The following is a 13,524-nucleotide window of genomic DNA, read 5'->3' on the forward strand; positions in this document are numbered from 1 at the left end:
GTTTCTCCGTCACTGCCGCGCCATCTGCGCGTTGCCGACGGCTTCGCCGTCGAGCTTCTGGTCGTCATGCATGGTGACAGTGACGCGCAGCAGCCGTCCCCCGTACGCGAACGGCGCCGCGTAATGCGAGACCGGGCTGCCGCGGTCGCGGCCGATGTCGAGGCCTGACCACGATATCAGCGTGTGGAAGCCAAGCTGGGTCTGCAGCGACCCCGCCGGCTCGCCGTCGATCAGCAGCGTGTACGCGCTGACGCCGGTGCGCGCGCCCTTCGCCGGCGGCTCCTTGCGCACCAGACGCTCGACATGCACGCCGAGCCGCCGCGCGCCTGACGGTACCTTGCGGTCCGACCGCACGATCTGGTGGCTGCCGCCGATGTTGAGATCGTGCACGAGATAGCCGTCGCTGACATAGAGGCTGTAGCCCGACGTCGCATCGCCGTGCGAGATCAGCACGCCGTCAGCGCCCTGCTCGCCGGTCTCGACATGTGCCTCGATCGTGTAGCTACGGCTGCGCACGTCGGGCGCGACGTCGGTCGGCACGTGGCCCATGCCGGCGTGAAAGACGAAGTGGTGGCGCGCACCGTGGAAACGCTTGGCATTCTCCGCAAAGCGCGGCCCGAAGCGGTCGTCGAGCGGCAGCACGTTGTGCTTCTCGGCCTCGTCCCACCACATCGCGATCATCCGGCCGAGACGCTCCGGCTCGGTTGCCGCAAGGTCGTTGGTCTCGGAGAAATCCGCATCCAGATGGAACAGCTCCCATTTGTCGTTCTCGAACGGCGTGCCCGACGGATGAAAGGCGACCGCCTTCCACCCGGCGTGCCAGAGACCGCGATGGCCGAACATCTCGAAATATTGCGGCGAGCTCTTCGACGGCGCGGATGCATTCGCGATCGACCGCGCAAAGCTCTCGCCTTCGAGCGGCATCTGCCGGCAGCCTGCGATATCCGCGGGAGCGTCGATACCGATCAGCTCCAGCAGCGTCGGCGTGAGGTCGCAGGCGTGGACGAACTGGTGACGCAGCTCGCCTTTGGCCACAATCCTCTTTGGCCAGTTGATGACGAAGGGATCGCGGATGCCGCCGCCATGGGTGTTCTGCTTGTAACGGCGCAGCGGCGTGTTGGATGCCATCGCCCAGCCATGCGGGAAGTTGCTGTGGGTGTCGGGCCCGCCGATATCGTCGATGCGGGCGAGCTTTTCGGCGATCGGCTCCGGCTTGAAGTTGAACGGCCCCATCGCATTGACGAATCCGAGCGGCCCGCCCTCCTGGCTCGCGCCATTGTCGGACATCACGATGATCACGGTGTTGTCGCGGATGCCGGCCGTGTCGAGGAATGCGACCAGCCGCGCCAGATGGCGGTCGGAATGGTCGAGCATGCCGGCGAAGGCCGCCTGCAGTCTGGTGAAGACGCGCCGCTCGTCGGCCGAATGCTCCTCCCAGGCCTTCACGCCGTCATTGCGCGCGGGCATCTTCGTAGCCGCGGGCACCAGGCCCATCGCCTTCTGGCGCGCGAGACGCTGCTCGCGCTCGACGTCCCAGCCATGGGCGAAGGTGGCGTCATAGCTCTTGATGATCTCGGCCGGCGCCTGATGCGGCGCATGGCAGGCTCCGAGCGCGACCCAGGTCAGCCAGGGAATTTCGGGCCGATCGGCGAGGTGATCGCCGATGAAGCGGATCGACTGGTCGATCAGGTCTTCGGTCAGATGATAGCCGTCGGCGTAGCTGCCCGGCGGATCGACATGCGTGTTGTCGGAGACGAGCTCCGGCGCGTACTGGTCAGTCTCGGCATCGAGGAAGCCGTAGAAGCGATCGAAGCCGCGCCCGAGCGGCCAGCCGTCGAACGGGCCGGTGGCCCCGCTCTCGGTCAGCGGCGTGACGTGCCATTTGCCGACCATGTAGTTGCGATAGCCGTGCCCGCGCAGCATCTCGGCCAGCGTCCCCGCCTCGCGCGCGATCTTGCCGCGATAGCCGGGATAGCCGGAATCGAAATTGGCGAGGCACCCGACCCCGACCGAATGATGGTTGCGCCCGGTGAGCAGCGCGGCGCGCGTCGTCGAGCACATCGCAGTGGTGTGGAAACCGCTGTAGCGCAAGCCTTCCGCGGCGAGCCTGTCGATGGTCGGCGTCCTGATCGCCGAACCGTAGCAGCCGAAATCGGAGAAGCCGACGTCGTCGAACAGCACCACGAGGATGTTCGGCGCGCCCTCGGGCGGCTTCACAGCGTCCGGCCACCAGGGTTTTGACTCCGCAACCGTCTTGCCGACGCTGCCGCGGAACGGCGTACCGCTGCCTGCGCTCATCTGATCCTCCCTGCTGGGCCGTATTTCGTTGTCTTGAGCCCGTTGTCTTTGCGCGCCCGCGGTTGACCCGCGGCTCGTATCGGCCTAAATTATAATCAGAATTATGATTATTATTTTTGGCGGATGCAAGCCCGGATGCGCCCACGGTCAGACCAGCCTGAGCTTCCCGATTTCGACCTGCCGGGGGTGGCTCCGTCGCGGCAGAAGCGCAGCCGGGAAACGACGCTGGCGCTGCTGCGCGCCGGCGCCGCGATGCTGAGGACGCGCAGCCTTGGAGAGCTCTCGATCGAGGCGCTGTGCACCGAAGTCGGAGCCACCGTCGGCGCCTTTTACAGTCGTTTCGAAAGCAAGGAGAGCTATTTCAACGCGCTGATGGCACTGGCCACACGCGACGCGGAGCAGCGGCTCGGCGACATCCGCCCGCCCTCCCCCGGCATGGGCCTCGACGAGCTCTGCCATGTCGTCGTCAGCGGCATCATCGTCTGGATGCGCAGCCACGAGGGCGTGCTGCGCGCCGCACTTCAGCACGACGACACTCGCCCGGACCAATGGACGCCGTTCAAGGCCCTCGCCCGGGCGACCACCACGCGCGCGACCCCTCTCCTGTTGCCGGCCATGGGCAAGGGCCGCAAGGCGGCAAAGACCCGCGCCATCGCCTTCGGCTTCCAGATCGTGCTGGGCACGCTGGTGAACGCGATCCTCAACGATCCCGGACCGCTGTCGCTCTCGTCGAAGGAGATGGAGACGCGGCTCGCCGACTGCCTGTTGCTGCTGCTCCAGGCCGAATGCGGCCGCGCGTCTCCGAGATAGGTCTTCTCTGTCAGCCGACGACGTCGCTCGCCTGCATCAGCGTCGTGAAGCCGCCATAGATCATGCGCTTGCCGTCGAACGGCATGCCCTCCATCTTCAGCCGCGGGTCCGCCATCACCTTCTTGTTGACGGCATCGCGGGTCTCCCGGTCGCGGTAGACGATCCAGGAGAACACCACGACTTCGTCTTCTTTCGCCATCACGGCGCGCGGGAACGAGGTCAGCTCGCCATAGGGGACGTCGTCACCGATGCATTCGACGTAATCGAGCGCACCGTGCTCCATCCAGAGCGCGCAGGCAGTCGCCGTCAGCGTCTTGTAAGCCTCGATCTTGTCCTTCGGCACGGCCAGAACGAAACCATCGACATAGGGCATAACGGATCTCCCAAGGGTTGTATGGCCCCAAGGACGATGCAGAGCGCGGCGATCCGACGGCGAGATGCGATTTTCAGCTGAGGCAAACCGTCGCGAGCAGCGCGGCTATCCGAACGAAACCTGGATCGTCGAGAACGCCCGGAACTGGCTGGGGAACCTGGATTCGAACCAAGACAAACAGAGTCAGAGTCTGTTGTGCTACCGTTACACCATTCCCCAACGGAATAATCGAACAAATTCAAACACTTGCTGATTCGTTCGACTGTCACCGGCAGCGCGTTTGGCGCAAATCACGGCTCGGGCGTGGCAGGGTTCTACCCGCTCGTTTCCGGGCTGGCAAGCGCCGCGGTGGATGGATCGCCGCCTAAAGCATGACCCGGAAAAGTGCGCAGCGGTTTTCCGAAAAGATCACGCTTTAAACAATAACCTCGAGCGCGATGGCGATTCCATCCTCATCGCATCGCGCTTTAGTCCAGCTTGATGTTCGCGGCCTCGATCACCTTCTTCCAGCGCGCCGTCTCGGCGGCGATGTAGGCCGCGAACGGTTCGGAATCCACGGCGACCGCGGTGGCGCCGAGCTCAGCCAATTTCTGCACCGTCTCCGGCTGCTGCATGAAGGCACGGATCTCGGCCGAGAGCTTTTCGACGATCGGCTTCGGCGTCCCGGCAGGAACGAAGAAGCCGTGCCAGGCCACCGCCTCGAAGCCGGGCAGGAACTCGGCGACGGCCGGCGCCTGCGGATCGAAGTCTGCGCGCTTGGGCGTTGCGGTCGCGAGCAGCGCGAGCTGGCCGGTCTTCACCTGCGGCAGCAGCAGCGGCACGTTATCGAACGCGAGATCGATCTGCCCGCTCAGCAGATCCGTCAGCATCTGGCTCGAGCCCTTGTAGGGCACGTGCACCATCTTGGTGCCGGTCATCTGCTGGAACAGCTCGCCGGCAAGGTGCTGCGAGGTGCCGACACCGGCCGAGCCGAACGAGACCTTGTCCGGATTCGCCTTCAGATAGGCGATCAGCTCGGGCACGGTGCGCGCCTTGATCTTGTTGGGGTTGACGACGAGCACGTTGGGCACGACGCTGATCTGGGCGACCGGCATCAGGTCCTTGTCCGGCTGGTAGCTGAGCTTCGGCCCGTAGAGCGATGGGTTGATCGCAAGCGCGGACGTGCTGGCAACGCCGAGCGTGATGCCGTCAGGCGCGGATTTCGCGAGCCGCGTCACGCCGAGGATCGAGCCGGCGCCGCCGACATTCTCGACCACGAAGGGCTTGCCGAACTTCACCTGCAGATGGTTGGAGACCATGCGCGCGAAAATGTCCGCGGTGCCGCCGGCGGCAAAGGGAACGATCACCGTCACCTGCTTGGACGGATAGGCATCCTGCGCCTTCGCCGGTGACGTCGCCAGCAGCATGACTGAGGCAAGAGCAGCCCACATCGATCTCATCAAAGTTTTCCTCCGTTGTCCGTGTTGTAGATTGGCCGCCGCGCGGAGCGGCGGAGAGAGCTAGAACGCGGTCTCGTACATGCTCAGGATCGAGTCCCGGCCGAGGTCGCGCGGATTGTTGTCGAGCAGGCGGCGAATGGCGTGCGCCTCATCGGCCATCACGCCGAGATCGTTTCTGGGCACGCCGAGAGCGGCGAGCCGCATCTCGATGCCGAGCTCCTTGCAGAACCCATAGGTCGCGTCGAATGCGAGCTTCGGATCGTTGCGTTCCTGCAAGCCCAGTGCGCCCAGCACCGCGACCGTCTTCGCCTCCACCGCCGGCATGTTGAAGGCGAGCGTGTGCGGGAAGATCACCGCACAGGCCAGCCCATGCGCCACGTGGTGACGCGTGCCGAGCGGATAGGCCACCGCATGACCGGCGGTCGTGTTCACCGGCCCGAGGCAATAGCCGCCATAGAGCGAGGCCAGCGACAGACCCGCGCGCGCCTCGCGATCACCGCCATCGGCCACCGCGCGCTTGAGATAGCGTCCGACCAGCCGCGCGCCCTCGAGCGCGTAGAGATCGATCGTCGGATGCGCCTTGCGACTGGTATAGGCCTCGACGCAATGCGCCAGCGCATCGACGCCGGTCGCCGCGGTGACCTCCTTCGGCACGGTCATCGTCAGGTCCGGATCGACGATGGCGATGTCAGCCAGCATGAAGCGGCTTTGCACCGCCTGCTTGTTCTGGCTGACGGGGTCGGTGACGAGCGCGCGCGTGCCAGCCTCGCTGCCGGTGCCTGATGTCGTCGGGATCTGCATCAGCGCAACGCTGCGGCCGGCCACCTTCTCCGGCCCGACGATGTCGGCAAAGGGCACGTCGGACGTGCACATCACCGCGACCAGCTTGGCGAGATCCATTGCGCTGCCGCCACCGAAACCGACCACGAGATCGGGCTTGACGTCCTTCGCCATTGCCACCGCCTTCTCGAGATTGGGCAGGTCCGGCTCGGGCTTGACATCGCCGAACACCTTGACGGCGCCCGGCAGCGCCAACGTGTCGACGCGGCGTGCGTTGAACGGATCGGAGATCACCAGCGGCCGCTTGGCGCCGATCCGCGCGGCGAAGCGCGCCGCGGCGATGATGGTGCCGTTGCCGAACTCCAGGATGGTGGGGCGCTGGATCTCGATAGGCGTGAAGGCGTTGGTCATCTTGCGTTCGATCTCATGATTTGGATGCGGAGGCGCCGGCGGACAGCCGTTCGGCATAGTCGATGGCCTCGATCAGGCTGCGCTCATTGGCGATGCCCTTGCCGGCGATGTCGAAGGCGGTGCCGTGATCGACGGAGGTGCGGATGATCGGCAGCCCCAACGTGATGTTGACGCCCGAGAGCTCCTGCCAGCGGCCGGTCGCGGGATCGACCTGGAAGCCGAGCAGCTTGACCGGGATATGCCCCTGGTCGTGGTACATCGCGACCGCCGCATCGTACTGGCCGGCGCGCAGCTTGACGAAGATGGTGTCGCCGGGCACAGGGCCGACGACGTCGAGACCATCCGCAACCGCTTTCGCGATCGTCGGCGCGGAGACGTCGATATCCTGCCGGCCGAACAGGCCGCCCTCGCCGGCATGCGGATTGAGCGCGGCGATCGCGATCTTCGGCTTGGCGATGCCGAGCCGCAGCAAGGCATCATTGGTGAGGTCAATCACCATGCGCAGGCGCTCCGGCGTCAGACGCTTCGGCACGTCCTCCAGCGCCACATGGGTCGAGACGTGGCTGACACGCATGTTGCCGTGGGCGAGCAGCATCACCGAGCCGCGCACGCCGGTTAGATGCGCCAGCATCTCGGTATGACCGGGAAAATGATAGCCGGCCTTGTTGAGCGCTTCCTTGTTGAGCGGCGCGGTGACGATGGCCCCGGTCCGTCCCGCCTGCGTCAAACGCACGCCCTGCTCGATCGCCTTGTAGGCAAAGCGGCCGCCATCGGCGCTGAGCACGCCGGGCTTGATCGGGTCTCCCTCAGCATCCGCCTGCAGGTAGCAGAGGTTCGGCCACTCACGATCCTCCGCGGAGACTTGGGGGATCGCAACATTGGCTCCGAGAGCCGCCTTCGCGCCATCGAGCGCCGCGCCGCTGCCGATAATCAGCAAGCGCAGATCGCCGGTCGCGATCCGGTCCTTCAGCCCGACGCAGGCCTTGACGATGATCTCCGGGCCGATCCCGGCCGGGTCGCCCATGGTGATGGCAAGATGACGAGAGGTCATGTCGGACTCTCCATTCTGAGTAGATGATTGTCCCGCAGCAGATCTCGCCACAGCTCGCTGGGACCGAATGCACCGGATTTCGAGATGATTTCGACGCCGGCCCAGCGGCCGCCCTGCAGGATCGAGCGCGGCAGTCCCGGAACAACGCGCCCTGTCACCTCGAGCGCATGCGCGCCGAGGGCGACGCATGCGGCCTTCAGTGTTTCTCCACCGGCAACGATCAGCGTGCCCGGCGGTTCGAGTGCCGCGGTCAGTGCTGCAATTTCGCGCGCGATCCGCTGCGCCGCCTCGACGCGCGACAGACCGTCGACAAGCGAGAACTTGACCAGCGCCACGCCCTCGTCGGCCAGCTTGCGTCGAACGCCCGCGCCGCCCTCGCCCTCCGTCACCGCGATGGTGGCTTCGCCGCATGCCGCGAGTTGGGCTGCGGTGGCAGCCTGGTCGGAGCCGAACAGCCCCAGCACCGGCGGCTTCAATTGGCTCGGCGCGTCGGCACGATGGCTGCGGGCCAGCGCACCGGCCAGGCCGCCGCTGCCACACCACAGCACGGGCCCCGGCATGCGCCGCGCCATGTCGACGACACGATCGAGGTCGAGGTCGTTCTCGGCATCGAACACCTGAACGCCGCCTTGCGAGAGCGTGTCGGGTGTGCCCGGCCGTGCATCGATGCCGTCTTGCCTCAATTGATCCAGCAGATTGTCGCCGACCCGATGCCAATCGCCATGCACCGTGCGCGCGAAGTGCTGGCCGCCAACGGTGCGGCGCCCCTGATATTCGAAGGCGGGCGCGACCACGCAGGAGGCCCAATGGCCAGTGCGCAGGCAGGCGCCAAGCTCGGCCGCCCACGCGCCCCGAAGAAGGCTGTCGACCTTCTTGTAGGCGATCGTCCCACCCTGAAGGTACGGCGCCAGTCGGCCGACGATCCCGACGCTCTCCGCCTTCGACCGCTCACGGGTGCCGCTGTCGATTGCCAGGCTGCCGGAGCCCGGCGGCGCAAATGTTTCCGACCAGATGACGTCGAACGGCCCGCATGGGCCGACGAACTCCGCCGCGGTGTCGAGCGCGCCGGTGAGATCGTCGGCGAGCAGGCGGACGCTGGTCATCGCTGCACGCCTCCTGCGGCGAAAATCTTGCCCGGATTCATCAGGCCGTTCGGGTCGAGCAGCCGTTTGATGTCGCGCATCAGCTCGATGTCGAAGGGATCGGCGACGCGGGCGAGACGGCCACGATTGGTGATGCCGATACCATGCTCGGCGCTGATCGCTCCGCCCTGCGCAGCGGTCTCGTCATCGACGATCTCGTTGATCTTGGCGACCAGCTTGGCAGTAGCATCCGGGTCCTGGCAATGCAGCCGGTCGATCAGGGCCACGACGTGGATGTTGCCGTCGCCGATATGGCCGTGCATCACCACGTTCGCATGCGAGACGGCCGCCTTGATCCGGGCTTCGACATTGGTCACGAAGGCCGCCTGACGCTCCAGCGGAATCACGCTGTCATGCGACACCACATAGCCGCTGCGCTTGTTGCCTTCGGACACACTGTGCCTGACGGCCCAGATCGCCTTGGCCTGCGCGAGATTGGACGCGAGGATCACGTCTTCAGCCAGACCGACCTCCATCGCGTCCGCTAGCACCGTGGCCAGCGGCTCGTCGAGATCGACGCCCGGAAGCGTGTCGGTCAGCTCGACAATCAGATACCATAGCGTCGTCAGCTCGAAGGGAATGGTGACATGCGGCACGGTGGCGGCGATCGCCTCGATCTGCGACCGCGACATGATCTCGAGGCTGCCGAGCCGGTCCCCGACCGTGCCGCGCAGGCGCTGCATGATCTCGAGTGCCTGCTCGACGCCCTGCAACTTCAACAGCGCCAGCGCTGAGCTGCGCGGCGGCGCGAACAGTTTCAGCACCGCCGCGGTGACGATGCCGAGCGTCCCCTCTGCCCCGATGAAGAGCTGCTTGAGGGCGTAGCCGGTGTTGTCCTTGCGCAAGGCGCGCAGGCCATTGAAGACGCGTCCGTCAGGCAGCACGACCTCCAGGCCGAGCACGAGATCGCGCGTCGGACCGTAACGCAGCACGGCGGTGCCGCCCGCATTGGTCGAGATGTTGCCGCCGATCTGGCAGGAGCCCTCGGCGCCGAGGCTCAAGGGAAAATAGCGATCGACGTCCCGCGCCGCGTTCTGCACCTCCGCGAGAATGCAACCGGCCTCGACCGTGATGGTGTTGGCAAGCGGGCTGACGTCGCGCACGGCCCGCATCCGGTCGAGCCGGATCACGACATTGCCCGCGTGATCGTCGGGCGTCGCCGCCCCGCACATGCCGGTGTTGCCACCCTGCGGCACGATCGCGAGCCGCCTTGCCGCGCAGAACTTCACGATTGCGGCGACCTCGGCCGTCGAGCCGGGCTTCACGACTGCGACGGCGCGACCGTGATAGCGCCCGCGCCAGTCCACCACATAGGGCTCCTGGTCGGTCCCGGACGCAATGACGTGCTTGTCGCCGACGATCGCGGCGAGCCCGGTCAACGCATCCTGGAATGAGCAGGACATGGCGCTAGACGTCCGCGGCGAACGCCGCCGCATTCGCGAGCAGCTCTTTCACCTGAGCTGGCGGCAAGGATTCCAGCGGCGGCCGCAGGCGCTGCCATCCGGTATGCCCGGTGCGCTCGGCCACCAGCGCCTTCAGCGAGGCCATCTGCGGAAAGCGCGAGACCAGCTCGCGCGCCTTCACGATGCGCGCCTGCGCCGCCTTGAGGGGTGCGTCGTCGTCGCTGTCGCGAAAGTGCTTGTAGACATAGGCCAGGTCGCGCGCGACGAGGTTGGAGGTCGCGGTGATGCAGCCGGCGCCGCCCTTGCGCAGCAGCGGCAGGAGCAAGGGATCAGCCCCGACCAGAACTGAGAAGCCCGGGAAACGCTCGACCATGGCACTCATGTTGGCGAAGTCGCCCGAGGAATCCTTGATGCCTGTGAAGGTCGTCGGATAGGCCTTGCGCAGCCGCTCGATCAGCGCATGCGAGATCGGCTGCGCCGACATCTGCGGAATGTGATAGAGCACGATCTTCAACCTGGCATCGCCGATGCGCTGCACGACCTCGCTGTAGGAGGCAAAGATGCCGTCGTCGCTGACGCCCTTGTAATAGAACGGCGGCAGCATCACCACGGTCTCGACGCCGACCGAGAGCGCATGACGCGTCAGCGCAATGGTCTCGGTGAGCGCGGCGACGCCCGTTCCCGGAAGAAGCCGCTGCGGCGCGATGCCCGCGGCCACCGCCGCTTCGAGCAGTGCCATGCGCTCGGCCGCGGAGAAGGAGTTTGCCTCGCCTGTGGTGCCGAGCAGCGCGATGCCGTCGCAGCCCTCCTCCAGCAAATAGCGGCAATGCGCGACGAAGCGCGCATGATCGGGGGCAAGTCCGGCGTCGAGCGGCGTCAGCGCGGCGGAGAACACGCCATGAGGGTGTAGCGATGATGTCGACAAACTTCCTCCGATCGTCAAATCGATATTGTTCGGAATGCGAACATTTGTTATTGTGACCTGTCGTAAAATCAGCTGGCCGCCACGTCAAGGGCGGTGCGTCATGGCAAGGCATTCGGGCATGGCCAAGGTCGAGAAAAAGGCCACGAAGCGCAAAGCGGAATCGCTCCCGAAAAATCCAAAGAACTACGTTGCTTCCGTCGGCAAGGCCTTTGCCGTGCTCCAGAGCTTCAGCAGCGAGGCTTTCGAGCTGACCCTGAGTGAGATTGCCGCACGGGCCGATCTCGATCGCGGAACGGCGTTTCGCCTGATCCAGACCTTGGTCGAGCTCGGCTATCTCCAGGCTGTTCCACCGAGCCGGCGGTTCCGCCTCGGGATTGCGTGTCTCGACCTCGGCTACACCGTGCTCTCGCATGGATCGTTGCGGCCGATGGTCGAGCCGCTGCTGCGCGGCCTCGTGCCTGATGTTGGCGACGCGGCTTCCCTCGGCATCCTCGACGGCGGCGACGTCGTCTATCTCGCGCGCGTCGGCGCCGGCCTCGACCGCCACAAGATGGACCGCCGGCCCGGCACGCGCATTCCCGCCTACAGCGCCGCGCTCGGCCATGTCATGCTGGCGCATCTGGCGCGCGAGGAACAGATTGCGCGGCTGGAAGCGCGCCCACGCGTCAAGCTGTCAGAGCGGACGCTGACCGATCTCGATGCCCTGCTCGCCCGGCTCGACCAGGTGAAGAAAAAGGGCCACGCCGTCTCCGACGGCGAGAACGCCTACGGCTTGCGCACGCTGGCAACGCCGATCTTCGACGCGCAGGACCAGGTGATCGGAGGATTGAGCGTCACGGTCGATGCGATGCGCATGGACATGGCAGCCTTCCGCGACCAGGCGCTGCCGAAGTTGATGCAACTGACGGCCCAGGTGCAGGATCTCGCGATCAAGTCGGGACTGACGAGCTGATCACGGGGCGGGGTAACTAGATCTCGATATGATCGAAATCGGCGGCGATCCCGGTATTGGGAAAGATCCTCGCCGCCTCGGCCAAGATCTCATCGTCCTCGTACCGTCCCGACATGTGGGTCAGCACGAGCCGGCGGACGTTGCTGGCGGCCGCAAAGGCGGCCGCTTCCGCCGCGGTCAGATGGCCGTAATCCCGCGCGGTCGCGGCATCGCGATCGAGGAAAGTCGCCTCGATCACCAGCAGATCGGCGTCAGCGACGTAGCCGGACAGCCCGTCGGTGGTCTCGGTGTCGCCGATCACCACGAGCTTCTTGCCGCCGCTGGGCGGGCCCAGAACCTCTTCCGGATCAATCGTTCGACCGTCGATCACGACCGGCCGTCCTGCAGCCAGTTCGCCGCGCATGGGACCATCCGGGACGCCAAGCGCCGCGAGGCGATCGGGCCGAAGGTGGCGACGCGATGGACTCTGGAACACGAAACCAAAACTGTCGGTGTCGCGGTGACGGACCGGAAAGCAGGCGATGGTGAAATCACTGGCGTCGAGAAATTGGCCCGCGGCCAAGGCTGCGAACCCCACTGGAAGCGGCGCCCTGCCCGCGCCCCAGATCCCTGCCAGCATCTGGATGACGATCTCGAGCGTGACTGGGCCACCATGAACCGTCATCACCTCGGCGCTCTGCCGCAAGCGCAGCGTCGAGAACAGGCCGGGGATGCCGAGCACGTGATCCAGATGCGCGTGCGTGAGCAGGATGCGGTCGAGCCGCCGGAAGCCGGCGCCACTGCGCAGCAGCTGGCGCTGCGTGCCCTCGCCGCAATCGACCAGCATGCGCTGACCGGCCGCCTCGACCAGCAAGGCCGGATGGTTGCGTTCCGCCGAGGGAACGCTCGCCGAAGTGCCAAGGAATGTCAGGGCAAACATGGTCGTCGCGTGCCAGCTGTGGACGGTCTCACCGCCCCCAATGCCACGCGAGCAGCAGCGCGTACAGACCCATCGACGCCGCATAGAGCGCGGCAAGCAGTGTGTAACCTGCGATCTGGCGACTGATAGCCGCCTTCGGCGCCACCCACCAGTCGAGCGCCCTGAAGGCGGCGGGCACCAGCCACCAGCCGAGCAACTGGGTGCTGACGAGATTTCCGACGAACAGCGACAGCCAGACCGGCACGCCGTGGCTGTCGATCAGCGGTGCGCTGATGAACGTGCCCCAGAGGTAGACCACGGGGTAGAGCACGAGAAGGACGATGAGGTTGCTCTTCCAGATGAAGCCCGGCCCTTGCTCCGGCGCCCGCTCCTTGCCGGCCGGGAACCAGAAATTGAAGCCGTAGCTCGCACGCTTGACGTTCAGGCCGGCGTTGAAGCGCTCGCCTTCCTTCAGCAGCGTCTTCCGCACGGGCGAGCCGAGCCATGCATCGAGGTTGGCATCAGAGTCGAACGACAGGATGACGATCCATTCCTCGTGCAGTCCCGGAATCGGCCGCTCGATCTTGTGGCGCAAAAATCCCTTGAACTCGGCCTCCGCGGCCTGGATGCGCTGCTGCCATTTGAGGAACGAATCTTCCAGCTCGGCCGGGACCCTGAAGGAGATCACCGCGGACACCGCGTTGTCGCGCTGAACGCCGGTATCGGGCAGGATGTGAACGTCCTCCGAGCCGACGAAATAGCGCTGCACCTCCGCAATCAGCTTCGCCCGCACCTCGCTCTGAAGCCAGGCGCGCGCCGCGGCGGGACTGGCAAAACGCAGGATCGTTACCCAATCGACGTGGGCCGGCGGCCGCGGCGGCACCACCTCCTGCCCCAGGAATCCGGGCCAGGCCTTGAGCGCCTCGCCGACCTCGCCGTTCCACCGCGCAAACGCGGCGAAGCCGTCATCGACGATGCGGCGCTGGATGACGAGGGCGACCGGCTGACCGGCGGTGTCTGACGATGCGCTCATGGGCTTGCC

Annotated in this window: 12 protein-coding genes and 1 tRNA gene; 2 read left to right on the forward strand and 11 right to left on the reverse strand. The window is 66.0% G+C overall.

Going from position 1 to position 13,524, the window contains the following annotated elements; translation table 11 throughout:
• Positions 1-9 precede the first annotated feature (9 nt).
• Positions 10-2,298: an arylsulfatase gene (locus RPS27_RS32795; RefSeq protein ID WP_212068429.1), complete on the reverse strand. Its 2,289-nt coding sequence runs from the start codon at positions 2,296-2,298 to the stop codon at positions 10-12.
• A 135-nt stretch (positions 2,299-2,433) separates the two neighbouring features.
• Between RPS27_RS32795 and RPS27_RS32800 the strand changes: the two genes are divergently transcribed.
• Positions 2,434-3,108, forward strand: coding sequence for a TetR/AcrR family transcriptional regulator (locus RPS27_RS32800; protein ID WP_212068430.1), 675 nt, complete (start codon positions 2,434-2,436; stop codon positions 3,106-3,108).
• 10 nt (positions 3,109-3,118) lie between these two features.
• Here RPS27_RS32800 and RPS27_RS32805 read toward each other — a convergent pair whose 3' ends face one another.
• The 8 genes from RPS27_RS32805 to RPS27_RS32840 form a co-directional block, all read right to left on the reverse strand.
• The gene (locus RPS27_RS32805) at positions 3,119-3,481 is read right to left on the reverse strand and encodes a DUF1428 domain-containing protein (RefSeq protein ID WP_211418115.1); all 363 of its coding nucleotides are present in this window, start codon (positions 3,479-3,481) and stop codon (positions 3,119-3,121) included.
• 145 nt (positions 3,482-3,626) lie between these two features.
• Positions 3,627-3,700, reverse strand: a tRNA-Gln gene (locus RPS27_RS32810).
• A gap of 248 nt (positions 3,701-3,948) precedes the next feature.
• The gene (locus RPS27_RS32815; RefSeq protein ID WP_211418116.1) at positions 3,949-4,920 is read right to left on the reverse strand and encodes a tripartite tricarboxylate transporter substrate binding protein; all 972 of its coding nucleotides are present in this window, start codon (positions 4,918-4,920) and stop codon (positions 3,949-3,951) included.
• A 60-nt stretch (positions 4,921-4,980) separates the two neighbouring features.
• Positions 4,981-6,111 (reverse strand): iron-containing alcohol dehydrogenase, encoded by a 1,131-nt coding sequence (locus RPS27_RS32820; RefSeq protein WP_249132538.1) that lies wholly within the window; start codon positions 6,109-6,111, stop codon positions 4,981-4,983.
• A gap of 13 nt (positions 6,112-6,124) precedes the next feature.
• Positions 6,125-7,162, reverse strand: a complete 1,038-nt coding sequence (gene pdxA, locus RPS27_RS32825; RefSeq protein WP_212069455.1) for a 4-hydroxythreonine-4-phosphate dehydrogenase PdxA — start codon at positions 7,160-7,162, stop codon at positions 6,125-6,127.
• On the reverse strand, positions 7,159-8,265 hold the full coding sequence (locus RPS27_RS32830) for a four-carbon acid sugar kinase family protein (RefSeq protein ID WP_212069457.1): 1,107 nt from the start codon (positions 8,263-8,265) through the stop codon (positions 7,159-7,161). The genes pdxA and RPS27_RS32830 overlap by 4 nt, the downstream gene beginning before the upstream one ends.
• Positions 8,262-9,707 (reverse strand): FAD-binding oxidoreductase, encoded by a 1,446-nt coding sequence (locus RPS27_RS32835; RefSeq protein ID WP_313754945.1) that lies wholly within the window; start codon positions 9,705-9,707, stop codon positions 8,262-8,264. The genes RPS27_RS32830 and RPS27_RS32835 overlap by 4 nt, the downstream gene beginning before the upstream one ends.
• Before the next feature lie 4 nt (positions 9,708-9,711).
• Positions 9,712-10,632: a dihydrodipicolinate synthase family protein gene (locus tag RPS27_RS32840; RefSeq protein ID WP_212069461.1), complete on the reverse strand. Its 921-nt coding sequence runs from the start codon at positions 10,630-10,632 to the stop codon at positions 9,712-9,714.
• Positions 10,633-10,732: 100 nt separating this feature from the next.
• Here RPS27_RS32840 and RPS27_RS32845 point away from each other — a divergent pair, with 100 nt between their 5' ends.
• Positions 10,733-11,584, forward strand: a complete 852-nt coding sequence (locus RPS27_RS32845) for an IclR family transcriptional regulator (protein WP_249132540.1) — start codon at positions 10,733-10,735, stop codon at positions 11,582-11,584.
• A gap of 16 nt (positions 11,585-11,600) precedes the next feature.
• On the opposite strand, the gene rnz is transcribed toward RPS27_RS32845, so the two are convergent.
• Together rnz and RPS27_RS32855 are read right to left on the reverse strand one after the other, a co-directional pair.
• Entirely contained in the window at positions 11,601-12,503 is a 903-nt protein-coding gene (gene rnz / locus RPS27_RS32850) for a ribonuclease Z (RefSeq protein WP_313754946.1), read from the reverse strand.
• A 28-nt stretch (positions 12,504-12,531) separates the two neighbouring features.
• Entirely contained in the window at positions 12,532-13,515 is a 984-nt protein-coding gene (locus RPS27_RS32855; protein ID WP_313754947.1) for an antibiotic biosynthesis monooxygenase, read from the reverse strand.
• Positions 13,516-13,524 lie beyond the last annotated feature (9 nt).

It is taken from the genome of Bradyrhizobium sp. WYCCWR 12699, from assembly GCF_032144035.1.
GTDB lineage: Bacteria > Pseudomonadota > Alphaproteobacteria > Rhizobiales > Xanthobacteraceae > Bradyrhizobium.